The 23,141-nt window shown below is 57.3% G+C and carries 23 protein-coding genes and 1 tRNA gene; 6 read left to right on the top strand and 18 right to left on the bottom strand.

Annotation, left to right across the window (positions count from 1 at the left end; translation table 11 throughout):
• Positions 1 to 40: 40 nt before the first annotated feature.
• From argB to rpmH, 9 genes are all read right to left on the bottom strand, one after another.
• The gene (argB, locus tag AC3Y7R_RS01090; protein ID WP_490040157.1) at positions 41 to 910 is read right to left on the bottom strand and encodes an acetylglutamate kinase; all 870 of its coding nucleotides are present in this window, start codon (positions 908 to 910) and stop codon (positions 41 to 43) included.
• Positions 911 to 943: 33 nt separating this feature from the next.
• Positions 944 to 1,597, bottom strand: a complete 654-nt coding sequence (gene yihA, locus AC3Y7R_RS01085; protein ID WP_490040156.1) for a ribosome biogenesis GTP-binding protein YihA/YsxC — start codon at positions 1,595 to 1,597, stop codon at positions 944 to 946.
• Positions 1,594 to 2,337 carry an MOSC domain-containing protein gene (locus tag AC3Y7R_RS01080; protein WP_490040155.1) on the bottom strand — a complete coding sequence of 248 codons (744 nt, stop codon included), beginning with the start codon at positions 2,335 to 2,337 and terminating at the stop codon, positions 1,594 to 1,596. The genes yihA and AC3Y7R_RS01080 overlap by 4 nt, the downstream gene beginning before the upstream one ends.
• Complete coding sequence (gene yidC / locus AC3Y7R_RS01075; RefSeq protein WP_490040154.1) at positions 2,334 to 4,160, bottom strand: membrane protein insertase YidC; 1,827 nt, start codon at positions 4,158 to 4,160, stop codon at positions 2,334 to 2,336. Before yidC ends, AC3Y7R_RS01080 begins: the two co-directional genes overlap by 4 nt.
• 126 nt (positions 4,161 to 4,286) lie before the next feature.
• A complete protein-coding gene (locus tag AC3Y7R_RS01070; RefSeq protein ID WP_490040153.1) occupies positions 4,287 to 5,801 on the bottom strand; it encodes a putative bifunctional diguanylate cyclase/phosphodiesterase in 1,515 nt (504 codons plus the stop codon).
• Between the two features lie 57 nt (positions 5,802 to 5,858).
• The gene (gene ttcA, locus AC3Y7R_RS01065; protein ID WP_490040152.1) at positions 5,859 to 6,728 is read right to left on the bottom strand and encodes a tRNA 2-thiocytidine(32) synthetase TtcA; all 870 of its coding nucleotides are present in this window, start codon (positions 6,726 to 6,728) and stop codon (positions 5,859 to 5,861) included.
• 50 nt (positions 6,729 to 6,778) lie between these two features.
• Entirely contained in the window at positions 6,779 to 7,000 is a 222-nt protein-coding gene (gene yidD / locus AC3Y7R_RS01060; RefSeq protein WP_490040151.1) for a membrane protein insertion efficiency factor YidD, read from the bottom strand.
• Entirely contained in the window at positions 6,997 to 7,398 is a 402-nt protein-coding gene (rnpA, locus tag AC3Y7R_RS01055) for a ribonuclease P protein component (protein ID WP_490040150.1), read from the bottom strand. The genes yidD and rnpA overlap by 4 nt, the downstream gene beginning before the upstream one ends.
• A 23-nt stretch (positions 7,399 to 7,421) precedes the next feature.
• Complete coding sequence (gene rpmH, locus AC3Y7R_RS01050; RefSeq protein WP_490040149.1) at positions 7,422 to 7,559, bottom strand: 50S ribosomal protein L34; 138 nt, start codon at positions 7,557 to 7,559, stop codon at positions 7,422 to 7,424.
• 287 nt (positions 7,560 to 7,846) lie between these two features.
• On the opposite strand from rpmH, the gene AC3Y7R_RS01045 reads away from it, so the two are divergent.
• From AC3Y7R_RS01045 to AC3Y7R_RS01030, 4 genes are all read left to right on the top strand, one after another.
• Complete coding sequence (locus AC3Y7R_RS01045; RefSeq protein WP_490040148.1) at positions 7,847 to 8,581, top strand: TVP38/TMEM64 family protein; 735 nt, start codon at positions 7,847 to 7,849, stop codon at positions 8,579 to 8,581.
• Between the two features lie 2 nt (positions 8,582 to 8,583).
• A complete protein-coding gene (locus AC3Y7R_RS01040) occupies positions 8,584 to 10,002 on the top strand; it encodes a dihydrolipoyl dehydrogenase family protein (protein WP_490040147.1) in 1,419 nt (472 codons plus the stop codon).
• A 24-nt stretch (positions 10,003 to 10,026) separates the two neighbouring features.
• Entirely contained in the window at positions 10,027 to 11,430 is a 1,404-nt protein-coding gene (locus AC3Y7R_RS01035; protein WP_490040146.1) for a sensor histidine kinase, read from the top strand.
• Between the two features lie 215 nt (positions 11,431 to 11,645).
• A tRNA-Arg gene (locus AC3Y7R_RS01030) sits at positions 11,646 to 11,722 on the top strand.
• Positions 11,723 to 11,965: 243 nt separating this feature from the next.
• Here the strand turns inward: AC3Y7R_RS01030 and AC3Y7R_RS01025 are convergent.
• From AC3Y7R_RS01025 to hutI, 6 genes are all read right to left on the bottom strand, one after another.
• The gene (locus AC3Y7R_RS01025; RefSeq protein WP_490040145.1) at positions 11,966 to 12,226 is read right to left on the bottom strand and encodes a TraM recognition domain-containing protein; all 261 of its coding nucleotides are present in this window, start codon (positions 12,224 to 12,226) and stop codon (positions 11,966 to 11,968) included.
• Positions 12,227 to 12,656: 430 nt separating this feature from the next.
• A complete protein-coding gene (locus AC3Y7R_RS01020) occupies positions 12,657 to 13,229 on the bottom strand; it encodes a HutD/Ves family protein (protein WP_490040144.1) in 573 nt (190 codons plus the stop codon).
• Between the two features lie 8 nt (positions 13,230 to 13,237).
• Positions 13,238 to 14,905: a urocanate hydratase gene (gene hutU, locus AC3Y7R_RS01015; protein ID WP_490040143.1), complete on the bottom strand. Its 1,668-nt coding sequence runs from the start codon at positions 14,903 to 14,905 to the stop codon at positions 13,238 to 13,240.
• Positions 14,906 to 14,917: 12 nt separating this feature from the next.
• Positions 14,918 to 15,721 (bottom strand): N-formylglutamate deformylase, encoded by an 804-nt coding sequence (gene hutG / locus AC3Y7R_RS01010; RefSeq protein ID WP_490040142.1) that lies wholly within the window; start codon positions 15,719 to 15,721, stop codon positions 14,918 to 14,920.
• Positions 15,718 to 17,256 carry a histidine ammonia-lyase gene (gene hutH, locus AC3Y7R_RS01005; protein WP_490040141.1) on the bottom strand — a complete coding sequence of 513 codons (1,539 nt, stop codon included), beginning with the start codon at positions 17,254 to 17,256 and terminating at the stop codon, positions 15,718 to 15,720. The genes hutG and hutH overlap by 4 nt, the downstream gene beginning before the upstream one ends.
• Positions 17,253 to 18,434, bottom strand: coding sequence for an imidazolonepropionase (hutI, locus tag AC3Y7R_RS01000; RefSeq protein ID WP_490040204.1), 1,182 nt, complete (start codon positions 18,432 to 18,434; stop codon positions 17,253 to 17,255). Before hutI ends, hutH begins: the two co-directional genes overlap by 4 nt.
• Before the next feature lie 114 nt (positions 18,435 to 18,548).
• Between hutI and AC3Y7R_RS00995 the strand changes: the two genes are divergently transcribed.
• Positions 18,549 to 19,907, top strand: coding sequence for a formimidoylglutamate deiminase (locus AC3Y7R_RS00995; RefSeq protein WP_490040140.1), 1,359 nt, complete (start codon positions 18,549 to 18,551; stop codon positions 19,905 to 19,907).
• 75 nt (positions 19,908 to 19,982) lie between these two features.
• Positions 19,983 to 20,684 carry a histidine utilization transcriptional repressor HutC gene (hutC, locus tag AC3Y7R_RS00990; RefSeq protein ID WP_490040139.1) on the top strand — a complete coding sequence of 234 codons (702 nt, stop codon included), beginning with the start codon at positions 19,983 to 19,985 and terminating at the stop codon, positions 20,682 to 20,684.
• 191 nt (positions 20,685 to 20,875) lie between these two features.
• Here the strand turns inward: hutC and AC3Y7R_RS00985 are convergent, their stop codons facing one another.
• From AC3Y7R_RS00985 to AC3Y7R_RS00975, 3 genes are read right to left on the bottom strand one after another with little or no spacing between them, the layout of a single operon-like run.
• The gene (locus AC3Y7R_RS00985) at positions 20,876 to 21,679 is read right to left on the bottom strand and encodes an ABC transporter substrate-binding protein (RefSeq protein WP_490040138.1); all 804 of its coding nucleotides are present in this window, start codon (positions 21,677 to 21,679) and stop codon (positions 20,876 to 20,878) included.
• Positions 21,676 to 22,389 (bottom strand): ATP-binding cassette domain-containing protein, encoded by a 714-nt coding sequence (locus AC3Y7R_RS00980; RefSeq protein WP_490040137.1) that lies wholly within the window; start codon positions 22,387 to 22,389, stop codon positions 21,676 to 21,678. Before AC3Y7R_RS00980 ends, AC3Y7R_RS00985 begins: the two co-directional genes overlap by 4 nt.
• A complete protein-coding gene (locus tag AC3Y7R_RS00975; RefSeq protein ID WP_490040136.1) occupies positions 22,383 to 23,087 on the bottom strand; it encodes an ABC transporter permease in 705 nt (234 codons plus the stop codon). The genes AC3Y7R_RS00980 and AC3Y7R_RS00975 overlap by 7 nt, the downstream gene beginning before the upstream one ends.
• Positions 23,088 to 23,141: the final 54 nt, after the last annotated feature.

Raw genomic sequence — 23,141 nt, 5'->3', positions numbered from 1 at the left:
AAGGGGCGCGGTGCCGCAGGTGGGGCACAAGTTCGTGAAGTCAGCCGTCTTGGCGGATTAGGGAGCCTGCGCCATGTGGCGTGAACAGCTCTAGCAGGCAGGCATTGGGCGCGCGGCCATCGAGAATGACCACGGCGCGCACGCCGCCTTCAAGTGCTGTGAGGGCGGTCTCGGTCTTGGGAATCATGCCGCCCGCGATGATGCCATCGGTGGTTAACTGGCGGATGCGCGAGGCAGTAAGCTCAGTGACGACTTCGCCCGAGGCATCCTTGACGCCTGCCACATCGGTCAAAAGAAGCAAGCGATCCGCCTTGAGGGCCGCCGCGATTGCACCAGCAGCAGTGTCGCCGTTGATGTTGAATGTCTCGCCCGCGTCGCCGAAGCCCAAGGGGGCGATCACGGGAATTATTTGTGCGTCAAACAGCTGTGTCAGCACGTCTGGGGTGACCTCGACCGGATTGCCGACGAAACCCAGCTTCGGGTCGGCAACTTCGCAGCGGATCATGGCGGCATCCTTGCCAGAGAGGCCTACGCCGCGCCCGCCTTGGCGATTGATTGCTTGCACGATGCGCTTGTTCACCGAGCCGGACAGCACCATTTCGACGATCTCAACGGTGGCCGCATCGGTCACGCGTTTGCCGTCTACAAACTCAGTTTCCACCCCGAGGCGCGCCAGCATACCGTTGATCATCGGGCCACCGCCGTGGACGATAACAGGGTTAATGCCCACTTGCCGCATTAACACAACGTCGCGGGCAAACAGGTCCATGGCCTCGTCGCTGCCCATGGCATGACCGCCCAGCTTGATCACCACAACCGCACCGTCGTAGCGCTGCAAATAGGGCAGGGCTGCGGATAAGGTTTGAGCGGTTTCGATCCAGTTGCTGTTCATGGCGGTCTGCTTTTTCATATTCGGGCCAGATGAGTTGAAAGGGTTTCCGGGTTAGACCAAGGTGCCGATGATATGGCGCAGGGTCGGGATGCCGAGGCCTTTCTCGGACGAGGTTAAGACGATTTCGGGGAAGGCGGCAGGGTGCTTTTGCAACGCGGCGCTGACCTGCTCTATGACTTTTTCCAGCTCGCCCTTTTTCAGCTTATCAACCTTGGTGAGGACGACCTGAAATGTGACGGCAGACTTGTTGAGGAGTGACAGGATTTCCTCATCCACCGATTTGACGCCATGGCGCGAGTCGATGAGCACAAAAGTGCGGCGCAGGGTTTGCCTGCCAGACAAATAGGCCTTGAGCAGGCGTTGCCACTTTTGGACGATGGCCTTGGGGGCCTCGGCAAAGCCGTAGCCCGGCAAGTCAACGAGGTAACGGCTATCAGCGAGAGTGAAGAAGTTAATCTCTTGGGTCCGACCCGGTGTGTTCGAGGTTCGAGCCAAAGACTTGCGGCCAGTTATGGCGTTGATCAGGCTAGATTTCCCGACATTAGAGCGGCCTGCAAAGCAAACTTCGATACGGTCCGCATCGGGCATGCCGTCCATGGCAACCACGCCCTTGAGGAAGTCAGTCTCGCCTGCGAAAAGCACGCGGCCTTTCTCGGCCTCCTCGGGAGTGGGGTCTTCTGCGATGGTAAACGTAAAGCTGGTCATAGGATTTCCGCTGTGTCGCCGGCACGTATTGTACCGGGGGTTTTGACGACGCCGTAGACGCCGAAGTCCTTATGGCCCCAATGATTGAGCGCGCCGAGCGTGTCGGCATCACGCTCCCCTGTTTGTGGGTTTGCGGTAGTCGCTAGGCAACGTGTGATGCGTTCTTCAATGGAAAATTCGACCTCGCCAATGCGCAAAGTTTTCCCGATCCAAGTGAATTCGTCCCAAGCGTCTAGGCCATCGAGCCAGAGGTTGGCGCGCCACCGGTCCGGCGACAGTGGCTGACCGAGCTGGTCTTCGACAGCCTTCAAGCTCGCCAGATTGGCGATGGAAATAGAGGCAAAAGGCGTATCGGTAAAGCCACGATCTGTAATGCGGACAATGCGCGCAGATTGGGCGCGATCCTCGGGCATGAGGGGGCGAACCCAGTCTAGAAATTTCTGGGCGTCACGTTCGGGGTGCAGGGTTATGGTCTCGCAGGCGGGGTGAGACAGGGTTAATGCCTCACTTGCCTCGTCAAGTTTACTGGTGATCGCCATGAGCAGCGGAGCTTTTGCACCACGTGAAAAGTTGGCGCATGGGGCCCATTCGTCACCTGTCAGGCGCGCGCCCTCATGTGCGACGGCCCATGTGCGATCCCAAGGCATAGTCCTGCCTACCTGCAAGGTAACTTGCGTCAGCGGCTCCCGCCCATGAGCTTTGACGGGGTGCCGCCAGATATGGGCGAGAGTTACGGTCACTTTTTGTCACTTTCAGCTTTGGCGCCTTTTTTGAAGCCAGATTTAATGTTGCCGAAGATGTCGGGTTTATATCCTTGGCTGCGCATGATGGCGTATTGCTGAGTGAAGGTGATGATGTTGTTGGCGATCCAGTAGAGCACCAAGCCCGAGGCAAAGCTGCCGAGCATAAACATAAAGACCCATGGCATCCACGCGAAGATCATTTGTTGCGTGGGATCGCTGGGTGCTGGGTTTAGTTTTTGTTGCAGCCACATGGACAGGCCAAGGATAATTGGCAACACGCCGAGCGACAAAATGTAGAAGATGGAGCCGGGTTCGGGCGTTGCATAGGGAAGTGCGCCGAACAGGTTCAGGATTGACGACGGATCGGGTGCGGACAGATCGCGGATCCAACCTAGCCAAGGGGCATGACGGAGCTCAATGGTGTTAAAGATAACCTTGTAGAGCGAGAAAAAGATCGGGATTTGCAACAAGATCGGCAGGCAGCCCGCGGCGGGGTTAACCTTTTCTTTCTTGTAAAGCTCCATCATTTCTTTCTGAAGGCCTTGGCGATCGTCGCCTGCTTTTTCCTTGATGATTTCCATGCGGGGCTGAAGCTCTTTCATCTTCGCCATGGAGACGTAGGACTTGTACGCCAGCGGGAAGAGCAGGGCCTTGATGCACAGGGTCAGCACAAGGATCGACCAACCCATGTTGCCGATAATAGTATTCAGCCAGTGCAGCATGGTGAAGATTGGCTTGGTCAGGAAAAAGAACCAACCCCAATCGATGCTGTCGAGAAGCCGGTCCACGCCGTTTTCTTGGTAGTCGCGGATGGTGTCCCATTCCTTGGCACCAGCATAGAGGTGGGTCGTGACCTCTTCCGTGGCACCGATGGCCAGATCAACAGGGGCGAGGCGAGATTCGATTTGATAGATGTCCGCACTGGCCACGTATTTCACCACGGAGGTGAATGGCGTGGCGGTTTGTGGGATCAAAGTGGTCATCCAGTATTTGTCTGCGAAGCCGATCCAGCCGCCTTCGGTCACCTCGGTGACCTCGGCGTTGGCGTTTTCGCGCGCTATGACGGGGAAGTCGGGCATGTCGTCATAGTCGATCGGGGTCCGCTCGCCGTTGGCCATGCGAACGACACCCTCGTGGGCAATGAAAAATGGCTTGATGTCAGGCTCGCCGTGACGCGCAACGATGCCGTAAGGTTGCATGCGTTGTGCGGCCCCAGATGTGTTTTCGACCTTCTGGGTGACGGTGAACATGAAGTTTTGGTCCACCGCGAAAATGCGGCTGAACAACAGGCCCGCGCCGTTATCCCAAGTCAGCGTGACAGGGGCGGTTGGGGTGAGGGTGTTGCCTTCACTGAGGGACCAAACGGTGTTGGCACCGGGGACTTGATCATAGGTGAGCGTGCCAGCCGGGGCCCAGCCGTACAAGGCGTAATAGGCGTTGTCTGATCCATAGGGGGACAGCAATGTGACGGTTTTAGAATCCGCGTCCAATGTGTCGCGGTAGCTGGACAAGGACAGGTCATCTAGGCGGCCACCGGTGAGGGAGATGGAGCCGCTTAGATTGGGGGTTTCGATTTTTAGGCGTGTGTTGCCTGCAAGCGCAGTTGCGCGCGCCTCAACTGCGGAGACTGGGGCGGCCACGGGGGCTGCTGCTCCGGCAGAAGGCGGCAAAACTGCCGATCCGTCTGTTTGGGCCACTGCGTTTGGAGCGGCATTCGGGTCCACCACCGCCTGTGGCTGCGGAAAGAAGTACATCCAGCCAAGGATCACCAAAACGCTGAGCGCAGTTGCGAGGATTAGGTTCTTATTCTGATCGTCCATTGCCGGGTCGCCACCTGTCATTTTAAGTCAGGCTGGTTCAACAGGCTGGGGGCCAAAAGGTCAAGCGTTATTGGGGCTTTTGCTTAGCATGATGTAGGATGTGAATATGGCATTGCGGGGGTGGCCCTACCCGGCGCGGCGTGGGAACTGACGGGTCTTTGCCACATGTGTCGCGTGCTCTTTGAGCCATGGCAGGGTTTGGTCGAAGGGCATGGGGCGGCCGATTGCGTAGCCTTGCATATGTGTGCACCCCAATTGCGACAAAATGCTCTTCTCTCCGATGGTCTCGATGCCTTCTGCAACGGTGTCGATGCCGAGCTGCTCGGCCATGCTGATGATTGCGTTGACCATGCGTTGTTGCTCTGGATCTTCGTCGGCGCGCATGATGAAGGAGCGGTCAATTTTGATCCGGTCCACAGCGAAGCGTCGAATATTGGCTAGCGATGCGTGGCCCGTGCCAAAATCGTCGAGGTCGATACGGAAGCCTTGGGTTCCCAACGCGCGAATATTGCGGGTTATGATGTCGTCATCGGATTCGGACACCACGGTTTCAAGGATTTCGACGGTCAGGCGCGAAGGCTCCATCTCGAAGCGGTCAACGTCCCACTTGATGCGTTCTACCAAGCTGGGATTTCGCAAGTCTTGAGTGGCGAAGTTCACGGCAACTGAGGGAACCTTATGGCCCGCTACGTCCCAAGCTCGCATGGCGCGTAGCGCGTGCTGGAGCATGGTTTCGCTCAGCAATTCCATGCCATTGGCGGCTTCTAGTGCGGGTAGAAATTCGTAGGGCGTGATGATGCCACGCTCTGGATGGTCCCAGCGCGCCAAGGCCTCAAAGCCGGTGACCAAACCCGTATCGGTTGAAATCTGTGGCTGAAACCAAGCGATGATCTGCCCGTCTTGCAATGCGCTTAAGACCTCTTGGGCCTGTGTGTCTGGCTCTTCTGGATGCGCAGGCGTATTGCGTGAATAGCCGCGCAGGCTCTCAACCCCTTGGGATTTGGCGTCGATCAGGGCCAGCAACGCAGCCCCGCGCATGGATTGCCCGTTTTGCATTGGCGCACGGCTTTCCAAGCAAAAACCTGCGCTAATCGTGACATGGGCGGAGGTGTTATCAATCGAGATTGGGTCATGGGTGGCCTTCTGGAGGCGCTCGATCAGGGAAATAACGGCCCCAAGTTCCGGGATGCGGATGCATGGCAAGGCGATGGCGAAGCGGTTGCTGCCCAATTGCACGACGATATCGCCACTGCGCAGGGTGGAGCAAAGGCGGTCGGTCAAGGCGGACATAATGACCTCGACGCCTTCCGGCCCCCAAGCTTCCAGCAGTTTATCGTATTCGTCGAGCTCTAGCATAACTGCGGCGCAGCGCTGTTGTGCGTTGGACTGGCTGAGTGCCTGTTCCAATGCGTCATCAATGTCGGCCTTGCCGCCGGAGCGCAGTTGGAGCCGGTAGGGGCGTGCTTGAACCGGGCGAATGCCCAAAAGGACCACGGGGATTAGGAAGCTGGTGAAAACCAACAGTTTCCAACTGTCCAACGCGTAGGCAACCCCTGACAGAAGTGGCAGGCTCGCAAGCCCAAAGCGGGTCAAAGTTCCCGAATTAAAAATCTGTGTCGCCCACACCTTCAGCCGTCCCATGTCTTGCCCTTTCGCAATCGAACAGCTTGAAACTAGGAAAGCATACTTTTCAGCCTATTAATTGCTGTCGGTTAAATCTGGTGGATTTTGTTCTAATTTTATCGGGTCACGGGTCAGCCCGGCGAAATCGAACAGGTTTGGGTCCAGCAAGTGGGAGGGGCTAGTATTGGTTAATGCGCGAAACATAGTTTGGCGGCGGCCAGGGGATTTTTTCTCCCAAATATCTAGCATTTGTTTAATGTTTTGGCGCTGCAAGCCGTCTTGGCTGCCGCAGAGGTCACAGGGAATGATCGGGTAGTTCATATCCCGGGCGAATTTCTCGCAATCCGCCTCGGAAATATAGGCCAGCGGGCGGTAAACAAAGACATCACCATCCTCGTTCAGCAGCTTTGGCGGCATGGCAGACAGGCGGCCACCGTGGAACAGGTTAAGAAAGAAAGTTTCCAAAATATCGTCGCGATGGTGCCCAAGGACCACGGCGGTACAGCCTTCCTCGCGGGCGATTCGGTATAGGTTTCCGCGACGCAGGCGCGAGCAGAGGGCGCAATAAGTACGCCCGGCAGGCACCTTATCTTTGACGATGGAATAGGTGTCTTTATACTCGATGCGGTGGGGGACGCCCATTTTTTCAAGGAATTCGGGCAAGACCGTCGCGGGAAAGTTGGGCTGGCCTTGATCTAGGTTGCAGGCGAGGATCTCAACCGGCAACAGGCCGCGCCATTGCAACTCGATCAGGGCCGCAAGCAAGGTGTAGCTGTCTTTGCCGCCGGATAGGCAGACAAGCCATTTTGCACCGCGCTCTATCATGCCAAAATCGTCGATGGCTTGGCGGGTGTCGCGGATGATGCGTTTGCGCAGTTTTTTGAACCCCGTCGTAGACGGAGCGCCTTCGAATAACGGGTGAATATCTGTGGATTTTGCTAACATATGGCCCCGTATAGGGCCGCGCGCTGGGTGTGGGAAGCGGGATTTAGGCCCTAATCAGGCACGTCATCCACGCCCATGCCACCCCAAGGATTGCATCGCGCGACACGTTTGGCGGCAAGCCATGAGCCTTTGATGCCGCCGTGTTTTTGCAAAGCCTGAAGGGCGTAGGCGGAGCAAGTGGGGTCATAGCGGCAACTATGGCCGACCCAAGAGCTGAAGGTTTTGCGGTAGGCATGCACAGGCAGGGACAAGACCCAAGCGAGCGGGGTCATGCGTGCACCTTTTTGAGGGCGCGTTGCAGGTCGCGGGTGAGCTGGTCGAAGGGGCGCGATACGGTCTCGGCGGGGCGACCCACAAGGACGTAATCCCATCCAGAGCGGGCATCGGGGCCTAAGACAAGGCGTGCTACTTCGCGCAGGCGGCGCTTGGCGCGATTGCGAGTCACAGCGTTGCCGATTTTCTTGGAACAGGTGAAGCCGACGCGCGCCGGGGCATTGTCGCCGCGCGGGCGGGCTTGCAAAAGAAACCCCGGCTGGCCCGAGCGTTTGGCACGGGCGGCACGCAGGAAATCGGCGCGCTTGGAGATGACTTCTAGGCGAACGAAAACCGCCGGTGGCGCACCTGTAACGGGAACAACTTGTCCTGTCACATGGGCCTCCGGCGGCATCAAGATCAACGGGTGAAGACGGGCGCTTACGCGCTCAGCTTCGTCCGGCCTTTTGCGCGACGCGCGTTCAGAATTTTGCGGCCAGCTTTAGTGGCCATGCGCGAACGGAAACCGTGGCGGTGTTTGCGAACTAGGTTCGACGGTTGGAATGTGCGTTTAGTCATGAGCGAGGCTCCTGCGGATCGGGGGCAAATCCTGCACGGATTCGAACCCTTATGTGTTCAGAACCCGCTGCATAGACAGGCAGGGCGGCTGCGTCAACGGTCAATTGGCTGGAAACGGGGCTGTTTTTTGCAACAATTCACCTCCGCTTTGTTACGAACGCGGGGGGATTGCGTCAACCGAGGGGTGATTCCATCACCTGTGATCAAGCGCCCGTGAGCGGCGGTATCAAATGGTAATGTTTTCGGCTCATAACGGGGCACCTTAGCATTCAGGACACCCGAACCTTATGGCGGACACTATACCTAACGCTTCAAAGTCAGCGTTTCGACAAAAATTGCCTATCATCCTTATTGTGGTGGTGGCCTTGATCGGTGCGTTTACCCTGCGCGACTATCTTGGCTTTGACGCCCTGCGTGACAACCGTGAGGCATTGATTGCGTTTCGCGACGCCAATTATCTGGTCGCAGTGTTGGGGTTTATCGCCATCTATATCGTGATCGTTGGGTTTTCACTGCCGGGGGCGGCGATTGCGACGCTAACTGGCGGCTTCCTTTTCGCGACCTTTCCGGGCTTTCTATATAACATCATTGGCGCGACTATCGGGGCCACGGCGATTTTTTCGGCGGCGCGCATGGGGTTTGGCGACAAGCTGGCGGCTAGAATGGAGAACAGCGACGGCATGGTCAAAATGATCAAGGACGGTATCGACGAGAACCAGTGGTCGGTTTTGTTTTTGATCCGGCTGGTCCCCGCGGTGCCGTTCTTCGTGGCCAATTTGGTGCCTGCTATGGTGGATGTGCCGCTACGCCGGTTTGTGATCTCGACCTTCTTTGGGATCATCCCCGGCTCGGTCGTGTACACATCAGTGGGCGCGGGGCTGGGCGAGGTTTTTGCCCGTGGCGAGACGCCTGATCTGGGCATTATCTTTGAGCCACATATTTTGCTGCCGATTCTTGGGTTATGCGCGTTGGCGCTGTTGCCGATTGTGATTAAGGCCCTACGCGGCCGCGAGGGTATTTGAGCATGGAAAAGATCAAAACGGATTTGCTGGTTATCGGGGCTGGTTCTGGCGGGCTGTCGGTGGCGGCGGGGGCTACGCAGATGGGGGCCAAGGTCGTGCTGTTGGAAGACCACAAAATGGGCGGTGATTGTCTGAATTATGGCTGCATACCGTCCAAGGCGCTGATTGCGGCAGGCAAGCAGGCCCATGCGCTGCGTCATGGGGCGATGTTTGGGGTGGCCGATGTGGTGCCCAAGATCGACTATGCTGCGGCGAAGGATCATGTGAATAAGGTGATCGCCACGATTGAGCCTGTTGATAGTCAGGAACGCTTTGAAGGTCTCGGGGTGCATGTGATACGCCAGCGTGGGCGCTTCACGGGGGCGAATACCGTGCAAGCTGGCGAGGCCGAGATTACCGCGCGTCGGATTGTCATTGCGACCGGATCGTCACCGTTTGTGCCGCCTATTCCGGGGCTGGAAAAGGTGCCTTACCTGACCAATGAGAGCCTGTGGGATTTGCGCAAGTTGCCTAAACATCTGCTGGTGATTGGCGGCGGTCCGATTGGCATCGAGATGGCGCAGGCGCATTTGCGGCTTGGCTCCAAGGTGACGGTGATTGAGGGCATGAAGGCCATGGGCAAAGATGACCCTGAGATGGCCGCCGTGGTGCTGGAGCGGATGCGCGACGAGGGTATGGTGATTGAAGAAGACGCGTTGGCCGAGGAGATTTCGGGCAAGGCAGGTGACATTACGGTAAAGGCTAAAGATGGCCGTGTGTTCAAGGGCACACATTTGCTGATGGCGGTGGGGCGCGCGGCGAATGTGGCTGATCTGGACCTAGAGGCGGCGGGGATTGAGTATTCGCGCCGCGGTATCGCGGTGGATGCCTCGCTGCGGAGCACAAATAAGAAGGTCTATGCGATTGGGGATGTGGCGGGTCAGCTGCAATTCACCCATGTGGCGGGATATCATGCGGGTGTTGTGATCCGCTCGATCTTGTTCGGGCTGCCGTCAAAAGCCAAGCAGGGCCATATTCCATGGGCGACATATACCGACCCGGAGCTGGCGCAGGTGGGGCTGACAGAGGCACAAGCGCGCGAGCAACATGGTGCGCGCGCGGAAGTGTACCGCTTCCCGTTCAGCGAGAATGACCGCGCGATTGCCGAGGGCAAGACCACCGGGTTGATCAAGGTGATGGTGGTCAAGGGACGCCCTGTGGGCGCGTCGATTGTGGGTGCAAGCGCGGGCGATTTAATCGGCGTCTGGGCGCTGGCCATCGCGAATAACATGAAGATGAGCCAGATCGCGGCCATGGTCGCGCCCTATCCGACGCTGGGTGAGGTGAATAAGCGCGCGGCCGGTGCCTATTTCTCGCCAAGGTTGTTTGAAAGCGATAAGGTTAAAATGATTGTCGGGTTCGTGCAGAAATACCTGCCGTAACGTCTATACTCAGGAGATGATCGGTTGATTAGTTCGCTCTCAGGTCGATTTTTGTTGCTAACGATCATCTTCGTGATGCTCGCGGAGGTGCTGATATTTGTGCCGTCGGTCGCGCGGTTTCGCGAAGATTACCTTCTGGCGCGCCTTGAGAAGTCGCAAATTGCGTCCCTGTCGGTTCTGGCCAGTCAGGACCAGAGCATTCCGGCAGGTCTGGCGCAGGAATTGCTGGATAATGCAGGCGTTTATAACGTGGTGCTTCGTCGCGATGCGACGAGCCAGCTGGTGTTGTCTTCCCCGGTGCCGGGGCCGGTAACCACGATGGTTGATCTTCGTGACCCGACGCCAATGTACCTTATCATCGGGGCGATGAAGCAGCTGTTCAATGCGCCTGATGGGGTTGTTCGCGTCATTGGGGAACCCACTCAAGCGGCTGGTACATTGATTGAGGTTGTCATGCCGCAAGCGCCTTTGCGTGAAGCGATGATTGATTACGGGTTACGGGTGCTGGCGCTGTCGGCGGTCATTTCCATTTTTTCTGCTGCGTTGCTGTTTTTCGCTGTGCGTTATTTCATGGTGCGCCCGATTACGCGGGTGGTAAACTCGATGCAGGCCTATGCTCTGGCGCCAGAAGATGCGCGTAGGGTTATTACCCCAACCTCGAATATCACGGAGTTGCGCGGGGCAGAGGATACATTGGCGGAGTTGCAAACACGTTTGACGGGATCGTTGAAACAAAAAGAGCGCCTTGCGCAACTCGGCGGGGCGGTCGCCAAAATTAGCCATGATCTGCGCAATATATTGACCACAGCGACGCTACTGGCCGACCGAATGGAGATGTCCGAGGATGCGGCGGTGCAACGTACCGCGCCGAAACTGGTGAACTCGCTTAGTCGGGCGGTTAACTTGTGTGAGGCGACGCTGGCCTTTGGGCGTGTTGATGAAGCCCCGCCAAAGCTTGCTATGACTGCGGTAGAGGAAATCGTGGATGACGTGCTGCAAAACGAGCAGCTTTCAGTCGTGGGTGAGGTTACGTTTAGCCAAGATGTGCCTGCGCAGATGATGGTGCGTTGTGACGGCGAACAACTATACCGGATTTTAGGTAATTTAGTGCGCAATGCGCGTCAGGCATTGGAGGCAACGGGCAAACCCGGTGAGATTAAAATTAGCGGTGCGGAGGCTGCTGACAGTTGGGTGATTAACGTGTCAGATACCGGGCCGGGCCTGCCACTTAGGGCGCGCGAAAACCTATTCACGGCTTTTGAAGGGGGCGTGCGTAAAGGGGGCAGCGGGCTTGGCCTGGCTATCGCTGCTGAGTTGGCGCGTGGGCATGGCGGGAGCCTAACACTGGTGCGATCGGATGAGACGGGAACCGAATTCCAGCTTCACCTGCCCAAAGAAAATGCCCTGTTTGATCTGGCGCTGAAGTAGGTGTGACCGAAGGTCTAAGGGGTATTTGTTTGGGCACCTTTTAGGTGATTTATTTGCCGCGAGGCGCGATGCATTTAGGGCTGAGATGAGCTGAAAGTAGGCCAGCGTGACACCTGAACTTGACGAAGTTCGGCTGTGCAGCGGTGTTCTTTTCGAAAGTTCCTAAAATGCGCTTGCATTGCCCGTGGGGCGGGGTTACATCGCCAACAGCCCGTGCGCTGGTAGCTCAGTTGGATAGAGTACTTGACTACGAATCAAGGGGTCGGGGGTTCGAATCCTCCCCAGCGCACCAATCTACTCCTCTTATATAATACGCCGCTAACGCCTTGAATGGTAAGGGTATTTTGGCGGTTCTAGCGCCATACCACGTAGGGTGACTTGGCCGCTTTCCCATAGTTTTGAAGTGTAAAAGAACTTTGCCTCGTGGCATCGCCATCAATTCCGCAGCAGACATCTGGCGTTGCCTGATCGGGCTGAGGTTGGTTTGCAGTTTTGGATTGCCATTGCTGCCACCAATCGCCGTCGCCACGGCATGTTACTCGCCCATCGCTTTAGAGACACGTTCGGCCTCTTCAAAATTAGAGAGGCCAAAGCACTGCTTGGGGATGCTGTTGCCCTCAATAGTGCGGGTTTCATTGCGGCCCAGCTTGGGCTGGATCACGGATCGCCTTTGCTCCAGTACTGATACTTCGACTTGGTAGGCGCGTAGCGTTGTTAGTGCCTCCACCAGCTTTTGACCGGGGCGTTGTAAATTCGTCTGTCTCAACCCAAAGCGGCCCGGCTCGAAAAAGTTCATGAGAACCAAGCCATAATGCGCGCCCATTGAGCCAGTATTGCCTGACTACCACCAAGAAACATAACCGTTTTTGTCGCAACCAGATCGGCAGGACTGGCTGTGGCTTTGTGGCCTGTAAGGTGCAAACGGGTGCCAACACCATAGGGTCTGGCCCATGTGAGTTTGTGGGCTGCCGACGGGGCGCGACGTACCATACTACCGAGGCCGAAATGACGGTTCCGGCGACTTCCCGTCCAAGGGCGAAGGGGCGTGGTGGTTTGATTTGGTGTGCGACACGGACCATCAAGATGTCGGAAAATTGATTGCCGCAGCCGCAACACAGATCACCACGTCACCATGCGGCGTGGGCTGGTCGCTCAGCACCAGGTCGTCGATATTTGCGCTTTTTCTACATCACGGTGCTTTCATCTCGTTTGTCCTTCCCGTCTTTCTATTCCGCTGCTGCGAAATCTATTTGTATGAGTTTCCCATGTCCGCGCAGAGTCGTTTCCGGTATATCCGGGGTCAGGACAACACAGTCCCACGCGCAAAGTGCCACTGTTTCCCCATTTTGTGTCAGCTCGACCCCGCGCTCTAGGAAAAACAGCGCCACTGTCCCTTTTTCAGCGCGGAACTGGGCGAGACCATCAAACGTAACCGTATGCGCCTGATGCGTAACCTTGCCGCGTCGGGTCATGATGTTCAGATCAGTAATCGGTCCGTCTGTCAGGCGGGCCTCGACTGGCGTATCGGCGGCAAAATACGGTAACACGTCGCCGAGGCCAAGATGCACCTGCCTGTCGTCGTCAAACCCAAGGGTCATCCCAGCACCGTCTAGAACGAACAAGGTGCGCTCGACCCCTTCGAAGCAAGAGAACGGGCCATCTTGCTCTACGGTTGCCATGCTGATGCGCCAGTCGAAATCCTGCATTCCCGCGCTGGGGGGCGAGACGAGGATTTCCCGCGTCTGGCCGCCGCCGTTCTTCCACGGCATGACAGGATAATCTGCGGCCCGCAGCAGCATCTACTGCCTCACGTTTTCAGTATACCGGGCAGATCCAACCCGTTTTCATGCGCACAATCCAGTGCGATATCATAGCCCGCATCCGCGTGGCGCATGACACCTGTTGCCGGATCATTCCATAGCACATTAGCGATGCGACGGTCGGCGTCCTCGGTGCCGTCACAGCAGATCACCATGCCCGAATGCTGGGAAAAACCCATGCCAACGCCGCCGCCATGATGCACAGACACCCATGTTGCACCGCTTGCAGTGTTCAGCAACGCATTCAGCAGTGGCCAGTCCGAGACGGCATCCGAACCATCCTTCATTGCTTCGGTTTCGCGGTTCGGCGAGGCGACAGAGCCGCTGTCCAAATGGTCACGGCCGATGACCACAGGCGCGCTCAATTCGCCGGTTCGGACCATTTCGTTAAAGGCGAGGCCCAGCTTGTGGCGCACACCCAGACCGACCCAACAGATCCGTGCGGGCAGGCCCTGAAACGCGATGCGCTCGCGCGCCATATCGAGCCAATTATGTAGATGTGGATCGTTGATCAGTTCTTTGACCTTTTGGTCGGTCTTGTAGATGTCTTCGGGATCACCCGACAAAGCCACCCAACGGAACGGGCCGATACCTCGACAGAACAGCGGGCGGATATATGCAGGGACAAAGCCCGGGAAGGCAAAGGCGTTTTCCAGCCCCTCCTCAAGTGCCACTTGGCGGATGTTGTTGCCATAATCCAGTGTCGGCACGCCAGCCTTGTGGAAGTCGACCATGGCGCTAACGTGAACTTTCATGCTGGCGCGTGCGGCCTTTTCGACGCCCTTGGGGTCGGTTTCCTGTTTCGCCTGCCATTCGGCGACGCTCCAGCCTTGGGGCAGGTAGCCGTGGATTGGGTCATGTGCACTGGTTTGGTCGGTGACGATATCGGGGCGCACGCCGCGATGGACAAGTTCGGGGAAGACATCGGCAGCATTGCCGATCAGTGCGACAGATTTGGCCTCGCCCGCCTTGGTCCATCGGTTGATTATCGCCAGCGCCTCGTCAAGATCGTGGGTCTTTTCGTCAACATAACGGGTGCGCAAGCGGAAATCGGCGTGGCTCTCATCGCATTCGACCGCTAGGCAGCAGGCCCCGGCCATCACAGCCGCCAATGGTTGTGCACCACCCATTCCGCCAAGGCCAGCGGTCAGAATCCACTTGCCGGTTAGATCTCCGCCATAGTGTTGGCGACCAGCTTCTACAAAGGTTTCATAGGTGCCCTGTACGATGCCTTGCGAGCCGATATAGATCCACGATCCGGCGGTCATCTGGCCGTACATGGCCAGACCTTTCTTATCCAGCTCATTGAAATGGTCCCAATTGGCCCAATGTGGCACCAAGTTGGAATTGGCGATCAACACGCGTGGCGCGTCTTTGTGGGTGCGGAACACGCCCACAGGTTTACCAGACTGCACGAGTAGGGTCTGATCGTTCTCCAGTTCTTTTAGGCTGGCAACGATCTGGTCGAAATCTTTCCATGTCCGTGCCGCACGACCAATGCCACCATAGACAACAAGTTCATGCGGCTTCTCAGCGACATCAGGGTGTAGGTTGTTCATCAACATCCGCATAGGGGCTTCGGTTAGCCAGCTTTTGGCGGTAATTTCGGACCCGGTTGGAGGGAAAACGTCACGGCTATTGTTACGATCAGGCATTGTTAGTCCTTTCTAGTCTGTCAGCGCGCCTGACAGCGCGAGCTGAGAAATGCGTTCAAGAATGTTTCTAAGATGGGGACGCAACCTGTCGGCTCGGTCGGGGCGATAGGCCCATGACGCAGCCTCGTCCATATAGGTGCGTTGCGCCAGTTCCACCTGGATGGCGTGGAAGTTCTTGTCGGGTTGGCCGTAGTGGCGTGTTGTCCAGCCACCTTTGAAGCGTCCGTTCAGGACGTGATCGTACTCGTTGGCAGTGCGAACGACGGCCATGGTTTCGTATTCCACAGCCGCGGCGCAGGTTGCGCTTTCGTTTGTGCCGATGCTGATGGCAGGAAGTGTGCCGTCGAACAGGAATGGTATGTCAGAACGGATAGAATGGCAGTCATAAAGGATCGCCACCCCATGTCTCGCACGGACTCTTTCCAGCTGTTCAATCAGCGCTGTATGATAGGGGGCGTGCCACGCCAGCCGCCGTGTCTCTACCTCGTCCGCGTCAGGGGCTTGCCCGTATGCCCAGATCGGTGCGCTGTCAAAATCGGTCTTGGGACACAATGTCGTGGTGTTCTGACCGGGATAGAGCGAGACGCCCGTCGGGTCACGGTTAGCGTCAATCACATAGCGGTGGAAATTGGCCTGCACCACTGTCGCGCCGGGCAATAGCCCATCATATAGGCGGTTAATGTGCCAGTCGGTATCGCCTAGGCTACGGCCGTGAGCGCTCAGCCGCCCCATGATGTCGCTGGGCACAAAGGTTCCACCGTGGGGCTGGCCCAGAATGACGGGGCTGTCCCCTTCTGAAACCGTAAAAGGCGTCATTGCGCAAGCTCCGGCAGGGCAACCTTGGCAGTTTCCGTGATCACGCCTGCGCGCACAAGATCAGTGGCGCGTTCTAGGTCCGGCGCGATAAACCGATCATCGCCTAGGGTTTCAACATCCTGTCGCAGACGGGACAGCACGCGGGCCAACGGCGCCGAGGTGGTCATGGGGGCGCGGAACTCGACGCCTTGCGCTGAGCAGACCAGCTCGATCCCGAGGATCTTGTTCAGGTTTTCAACCATCTGTCCAAGACGCCGCGCGCCATGGGCAGCCATGGAAACGTGGTCCTCCTGATTGGCCGAGGTAGGAGTGCTGTCGGTCACACAGGGGTTGGCAAGATGTTTATTTTCGCTCATCAGCGCCGCTGAAGTCACCTCTGCGATCATGAGGCCAGAATTCAAACCGGGCTTCGGCGTCAGGAAGGCGGGCAAGTTGAACGACAGAACCGGATCGACGATCAATGCGACACGGCGCTGCGCTATAGCACCGATCTCGGCCACCGCTAGGGCGATCATGTCAGCAGCAAAGCCAACAGGTTCGGCGTGGAAATTGCCGCCTGATACGATGACATCCGCCTCGAGCAGCACCAGCGGGTTATCAGTCGCGGCATTTGCTTCGATCTCAAGCGTCGCTGCGGCTTGCCGCAAAACACCAAGGGCCGCGCCAGTCACTTGGGGCTGGCACCGGATGCAATATGGGTCCTGAACGCGGGCATCATCAGTAACATGGCTTTCGCGAATTTCTGATCCGTCCAAAAGGGCACGCAGAGTTGCGGCGGCTTCGATCTGGCCGTGATGACCGCGTAAGCTATGGATTTCCGGCTGCAAGGGGGCAGTCGACCCCATGATTGCATCCGTGGTTATCGCAGAAATTACCAGCGCCGACTGCGCGGCGCGCCAGGCATCAAAAAGACCCGCCAGCGCGAATGCAGTGGAAAACTGCGTGCCATTGATGAAGGCGATGCCTTCCTTGGGGCCAAGTATGATTGGCTCCAGCCTGGCGGCGCGCAGGGCCTCGCCGCCTTGCATTACCTCACCGTCATATTCGGCTTCTCCTTCGCCCATGATCACGGCTGTCATATGCGCCAACGGTGCCAGATCGCCCGATGCGCCAACAGACCCCTGCTGTGGAATCACGGGCGTGACGCCTCGCTCCAGCATTGCTTCGATCAATTCGACCAATTCCCAACGCACACCTGATGCACCGCGCCCGAACGACAGAAGTTTCAGCGCCATCATCAGCCGCGCGTGTTGGCGGGCGATTGGTGCGCCCATGCCGGCCGAATGTGATAGAATTAGGTTGCGCTGTAAGGTGGCGGTGTCACCCGGCGCGATCTTGACGCTGGCCAATTTTCCAAAGCCGGTATTTACGCCATAGACGGCGGTGTTGCCGGTTGCAGCGCGCTCTATCCTGTCTGCGGCACGCTGAACATTGGTACGGCAGGCCCGGTCTAGCTTCACGCTGGCCTGTTCGCGGTAAATACGTTCAAGGTCGGCCAGCGTGACCTGACCGGGGATGAGAGTAATGGTGCTCAAAGTGTGCCTCCAAAGATGCGGGTGTGAAGTGGGTTGAAGCCGATGCGGTAGGCAAGCTCCGCGGGGTGCGCGACATCCCAGATCGCCAGGTCTGCGCGAAACCCGGCACGGACCTGGCCGCAATTTGTTAGGCCAAGCGCCTTTGCGGCATTTCGGGTGACACCGGTCAGCGCTTCGACGGGGGTCATGGAAAACAGGGTGCAGCCCATGTTCATGGCCAGCAATAGTGACGTAAGCGGTGAGGAGCCGGGATTGCAATCGGTTGCCAGCGCCATTGGTACGCCGTGTTGGCGGAAGGACGCGATGGGCGGTGCTTGCGTCTCGCGTATGGTATAGAAGGCACCGGGCAGTATCACCGCGACTGACCCGCCGTCTGCCATGGCGCGTGCGTCGTCATCGTTGGCGTATTCAACGTGATCGACCGACAAGGCACGATAGCGGGCCGCCAACTGCGTGCCGCCCAGATTGCTAAGCTGTTCAGCATGGAGCTTCACGGGCAGGCCCAGTTCGCCGGCCACTTTAAACACTCGCTCGATCTGCTCGGGGGAAAAGGCGATGCTTTCACAAAACCCATCGACCGCATCCACCAAAGCCTCGGCATGGGCAGCACGCAGCGCGGGAATACACACGTCGTCGATGTATGCGTCATCCCGACCTTTGTATTCGGGGGGCGTTGCATGGGCACCAAGAAAAGTTGTTTTGATCCGAACAGGGCGCAGGCCCTCAAGAGCGCGCGCGGCGCGCAACATTGTCAGCTCAGCCTCCAGAGTTAGCCCATAGCCCGATTTGACTTCGACCGTGCTGGTGCCTTCGGCCAGAAGTGCATCAAGGCGGGGCAAGGTTAGTTGGACCAGTGCCTCGACCGAAGCATCGCGGGTGGCTTTGACTGTCGAGATGATACCACCGCCCGACTGGGCAACTTCTTTGTAGCTGGCACCTTCAAGGCGCATTTCAAACTCGCGGGCGCGGTCGCCGCCAAAGACGATATGAGTATGGCAGTCAATCAGCGCAGGGGTCACGAGGCGACCACTTAAGTCATGTGTTTCAAGGTTGGCGAATTCGGTTGGCAGGCTCGCTCGTGCGCCGCACCAGGCGATTCTGTCACCCTCTATAACGATCGCCGCGTCCTCAATGATGCCGTACGATTCAGACGCATCTGACATGGTTGCAAGGTGCATGGAAACAAGGGTGTAGCTGTGGTCTTGCATATCTTCTCCCCGGACAGCTCATGCTTGATGTAGAGATTAATGTATGGAATACATGTATTTATGTCCATACAAAAAGAAAGCGCTATGATTTTCGCAAAACAAGCATTGTTGCCAGATGGGTGGGGCGAAAATGTGCGCGTTACTCTAAGGGGGAGTGAGATTGAGACTTTGGTGTGCGATGCTGCGCCACAGTCTGGGGATACTTGCGTAGATACTATTCTGCCCGCGCTAGGAAATCTCCATAGCCATGCCTTTCAACGAGCAATGGCTGGGCTGACCGAGTATCGCAACGCGGGGCGCGATAGCTTCTGGTCATGGCGCAGCCTGATGTATCGCTTTCTGGATTATCTGACGCCAGACGATATGAAAGCCATCGCCGCGCAGGTCTATTTGGAGATGCAAGAGGCGGGATACGCTTCGGTGGGAGAATTTCACTACGTGCATCATCAACCGGGTGGCAACACATATAATAACCTGGCGGAAACCTCTTTGGGAATATTCGAGGCGGCGCGGGAAACCGGCATCGGCTTGACGCATTTGCCTGTGCTTTACACCTACGGCGGCGCCGAGCGGGCTGCGCTTAACGGTGGCCAGTTGCGGTTCGGGAATGATCCGGACAGGTTTGCAACGCTGCTTGATGCGGCGGCAAGAGGGATGAGTGGCCTGCCAAATGACGCACGGCTTGGGGTTGCGCCCCATTCACTTCGCGCGGTCGATCTTGTTGGTTTGACGCAGGCGCAGACGATGCGGCCTGACGATCCTATCCATATTCACATTGCCGAACAGCCGGCAGAGGTGCAGCAGATACAGGATTGGTTGGGCGCGCGCCCAGTCGAATGGCTGATGAACAATGCGTCACTGGACAGTCGCTGGTGTTTGATCCACGCCACCCATATGACGGAGGCGGAAACCGTTGCCATGGCGACATCGGGTGCGGTTGCGGGCCTATGCCCGATTACTGAGGCCAATTTGGGCGATGGACCGTTTAACGGACCTGTCTACTTGGCTGCAAATGGGGCGTTTGGCATCGGCTCGGATTCGAACGTGCGCATTTCGCTTACCGAGGAATTGCGGATGCTGGAGTACTCGCAAAGGCTGCGGAATCTGTCGCGAAATGTGCTTACAGAGGATGGCTCTTCTGTCGGCAACACGTTGTATCGGGGGGCCGCAATAGGCGGTGCGCGGGCCTTGGGCCGCAAGGCAGGGCGATTACAACCTGGTGCACTGGCTGACATCGTGGCGATTAACAGTGCCGCCGCTAGCTTGTGTGCCGTGCCACAAGAGCGGTTGTTAGACGGGCTGATATTTGTAGCTGGCGACGATGTTGTGACCGACCTTTGGTCCGCAGGCAGACATTGCGTCAGAGAGGGCCACCATGTTGATGGTGCCAGAATCACCACCCGTTTCCAAAGAACCATGAAAAAGCTGGCGGACCGTCTCTAGGTGAGAAGCAATCCTCTTTGATAATGATAAGTCTATGCTTTAAGTGGTTTTTGAAGACATATGCAGGAGGGCCTTATGGCAGGCGCGAATAGGACAGGATTTCGAGAGGTTAAAGAGGAAATTTTGGAACGCCTGCGGGATCGCACCTGGGGCCCGGGTGACCTGCTGCCAAGAGAGATTGCTTTGGCTGAGGAATTCGGCTGCGCACGTACCACTGTCAATCGTGCGATGCAGGAGTTGTCCGACGAAGGATTGCTGGAACGCAAACGCAAAGTAGGGACGCGGGTTCGCATGTCGCCATTGCGCAGTGCCCGATTTGAGATTCCACTGATACGAAATGAGGTTGAATCATCTGGTTCTGTATACCGGTATCGCCTTGTTTCCCAGCATCAGATAAAGGCCCCCGATTGGCTTTGTGCGCGTCTGGATTTGGCGCACAATGCACAAGTTGTCTATGTGCGCTGTATGCATTATTCTGGAAGCGCGCCCTATCAGTTTGAGAATCGCTGGATCAACTGCGCGGCGGTCCCGGAAATCGACAGTACGACGTTTGAACAGGAAAGCCCGAATGAATGGCTTGTTCGGCAGGTTCCTTTTAGTAACGCAGAAATCAGCTTTTTTGCGACCTCTGCTGATACTGGAATGTCAGAGTTTTTACAGATTCAAGCCGGGGATGCAGTTTTCGCCAGTGAACGAGCCACTTGGAGAGAGGGCAAGCCTGTAACCTTGGCAAGAATGTATTTCCAGCGCGGATACAGGATGACGACATACTACTGAGGCCGGACTACGGAGCATCGCATTGTGGAGAAGGATCTAAAAATAGCTTAGATAAACTTTACCCTCGTTGAAGCGGAACAAGATAACAGACATAAGTGTCTTTCCGGTCTGTCAAAGACGCAGCATTACTTATCAGATATGTCCCTGTTTGTATGAAATGTGAAGTTAAATTTCCTTAGCACAGCGGCATCTTATTTTGCATTGAAGGTGAACAATGCCTCACCGTTGATCGTGTAGCCATTGATCAGCGATTTGGCGTGGTCGCTGGTTAGCCAATCTTCCACAATCAGAGCCCAATCATTTTTCACATGGGGGTGTTTGGCGGGATTTACCGGCAGGTAAGCGTATTGATTGAGCAGCACCGGATCACCAGAGAACAGGATCGAAAACTCTGCTTTATTGTCGAAGTTTAGCCAACTTGCGCGGTCCGATATGATGTGCGCGCCCATACCTACGGCGGTGTTTAATGCGCCCCCCATGCCTGCGCCGACAGCGTTATACCACGGACCGAATTTTTCGGTGTCTAAGCCTGCTTTGGCCCATAGGGACAGCTCTTTGTTATGCGTGCCGCTGTCATCGCCGCGGCTTACAAATGCGATTTTGGCTTTGGCGATTTTATGCAGTGCATCCGTGGCATCATGCGCAGCCATGAGCCCGGCGGGGTCTGTTTTTGGGCCTATGATAACGAAATCATTATACATGATCTCGCGGCGGTGCGTGGCATAACCATGCGCTATAAATGCGTCCTCGGCTTTGCGTGAATGAACCAAGATGGCGTCCACATCACCGGCCTCGCCCAAGCGCAACGCCTGACCCGTGCCAACGACCAAGAGGTGCACGTCGAGGCCGGTATCTTCCTTGATAGCGGGGTGTAAAATATCGGACAGGCCTGAGTGGTAAAACGAGGTTGTTACAGCCATCCTTATGGTGTCGGCCGTGGCGCCAAAGGGCAGGAACATGGCGGCAAAGAGCGCGAGGGTGAAGAGGCGGGTCATACGATATCCCCTTTAAGGAATGCGGCGGCCTCGGCTGTCTTTGGGGCGTTGAAAAACGCTTTTGCCAGAGTATCTTCGTGGACCAAACCGTTCAACATAAAGACTACGCGTGTGGCGAGCCTGCGGGCTTGGCCAAGGTCATGGCTGGACATCACGAGGGTGGTGCCTGCGTCGCGCTCGGCTTGAAGGATGCCCTCGATTTCACGGGTGGAATGGCCGTCGAGATTGGCGCAAGGCTCGTCTAGGAACACCAGCTCCGGTGCGCGGATCAGGGCGCGGGCAAGGGCAACTTTCTGGCGCTCGCCACCTGACAACATGGGGGCAGGGCGCTCTAGGGCGTGGCTTAGCTCGATCCGTTTGGCCCAGTTTTCAGCCTTAGCATTGGCCGCGTGTTTTGGGGTGCCAAGCAGGCGCAGCGGGTAGGTGAGATTGTCGCGCAGAGAGCGGCGCATCATAATCGGTTGTTGTGATACAAACGCCTGCGCCTCGCGGGCGGTTTTGGCGTCGGTGGCATATTCAACGGAGCCTTCGCTGAGGCGTTGCAGCCCGTGCATCGCGCGCATCAAGGTGGTTTTGCCAGAGCCGTTAGGGCCGAGCACAATCGTCATGCCGCCGGCGGGAATGCTCAGGTCAACAGGGCCGATCAGGACCTTGCCGCGCCGCGAAACCTTGGCGTTTATCAATTTCAGAGGCAGGATATTGCTCACCATCGCCCCTCGCGTTCTGTGCGGCTTAGGGTGTGGGTCGTGAGGCTGACGAACAGGGATAGGGTGATCAGCACGAAGCCCAACCCAAGGGCCAGCGCGAAGTCACCTTTGCCGGTTTCCAGCGCAATTGCGGTGGTGAGAACGCGGGTGGAGTGGTCGATATTACCGCCCACAATCATGATCGCGCCGACCTCGCCTATTGCGCGCCCGAACCCCGCGAGCGAGGCGGTGATCAGCGCGCGCCGCCCGTCCCAGACCAGCGTGCGGATGCGTTGCGAACTCGTGGTGTTGAGCGAGATCAGGAGGTCGTGGTATTCGGCCCATAATTCGCGGATCGCCTGATGCGCAATGGAGGCAATAAGCGGTGTGATGATGATCACCTGCGCGATGATCATGGCCGTGGGGGTGAACAATAAACCGAGCACGCCGAACGGGCCGGAGCGCGACAAAAGCAGGTAGACGACAAGGCCGACAACGACGGGTGGCAGGCCCATCAGCGCATTGAGGGCGGCGATGGCGGCGCGGCGGTGGCGAAAGCGGCGAATAGCCAGCCACGCCCCGAACGGCAGCGCGATAAGTGACGAGACGAGCACGGCAGTGAGCGTCACTTGCAACGAGCGTAGAGTGATCTCAAGTAGATCCCGGTCCAGTGAGGCAACCAGATAGATCGCCGCTTTTATGCCGTCCCAGATGTCGTGCATTCCACCTCCGAAGCTCTGCTTAGACCTTTGCCCCATCGCGTGCACGGGCAAGGG

Source organism: Litoreibacter sp. (assembly GCF_058136045.1).
This window is presented reverse-complemented; position numbering and strand designations above follow the sequence as displayed.

Coding starts and splice junctions, on each gene's coding strand:
- argB (WP_490040157.1), bottom strand. CDS start 910: ATGAAAAAGCAGACCGCCATGAACAGCAACTGGATCGAAACCGCTCAA.
- yihA (WP_490040156.1), bottom strand. CDS start 1,597: ATGACCAGCTTTACGTTTACCATCGCAGAAGACCCCACTCCCGAGGAG.
- yidC (WP_490040154.1), bottom strand. CDS start 4,160: ATGGACGATCAGAATAAGAACCTAATCCTCGCAACTGCGCTCAGCGTT.
- AC3Y7R_RS01070 (WP_490040153.1), bottom strand. CDS start 5,801: ATGGGACGGCTGAAGGTGTGGGCGACACAGATTTTTAATTCGGGAACT.
- ttcA (WP_490040152.1), bottom strand. CDS start 6,728: ATGTTAGCAAAATCCACAGATATTCACCCGTTATTCGAAGGCGCTCCG.
- yidD (WP_490040151.1), bottom strand. CDS start 7,000: ATGACCCCGCTCGCTTGGGTCTTGTCCCTGCCTGTGCATGCCTACCGC.
- rpmH (WP_490040149.1), bottom strand. CDS start 7,559: ATGACTAAACGCACATTCCAACCGTCGAACCTAGTTCGCAAACACCGC.
- AC3Y7R_RS01045 (WP_490040148.1), top strand. CDS start 7,847: ATGGCGGACACTATACCTAACGCTTCAAAGTCAGCGTTTCGACAAAAA.
- AC3Y7R_RS01040 (WP_490040147.1), top strand. CDS start 8,584: ATGGAAAAGATCAAAACGGATTTGCTGGTTATCGGGGCTGGTTCTGGC.
- AC3Y7R_RS01025 (WP_490040145.1), bottom strand. CDS start 12,226: ATGAACTTTTTCGAGCCGGGCCGCTTTGGGTTGAGACAGACGAATTTA.
- AC3Y7R_RS01020 (WP_490040144.1), bottom strand. CDS start 13,229: ATGCTGCTGCGGGCCGCAGATTATCCTGTCATGCCGTGGAAGAACGGC.
- hutU (WP_490040143.1), bottom strand. CDS start 14,905: ATGCCTGATCGTAACAATAGCCGTGACGTTTTCCCTCCAACCGGGTCC.
- hutG (WP_490040142.1), bottom strand. CDS start 15,721: ATGACGCCTTTTACGGTTTCAGAAGGGGACAGCCCCGTCATTCTGGGC.
- hutI (WP_490040204.1), bottom strand. CDS start 18,434: ATGCACCTTGCAACCATGTCAGATGCGTCTGAATCGTACGGCATCATT.
- AC3Y7R_RS00995 (WP_490040140.1), top strand. CDS start 18,549: ATGATTTTCGCAAAACAAGCATTGTTGCCAGATGGGTGGGGCGAAAAT.
- hutC (WP_490040139.1), top strand. CDS start 19,983: ATGGCAGGCGCGAATAGGACAGGATTTCGAGAGGTTAAAGAGGAAATT.
- AC3Y7R_RS00985 (WP_490040138.1), bottom strand. CDS start 21,679: ATGACCCGCCTCTTCACCCTCGCGCTCTTTGCCGCCATGTTCCTGCCC.
- AC3Y7R_RS00980 (WP_490040137.1), bottom strand. CDS start 22,389: ATGGTGAGCAATATCCTGCCTCTGAAATTGATAAACGCCAAGGTTTCG.
- AC3Y7R_RS00975 (WP_490040136.1), bottom strand. CDS start 23,087: ATGCACGACATCTGGGACGGCATAAAAGCGGCGATCTATCTGGTTGCC.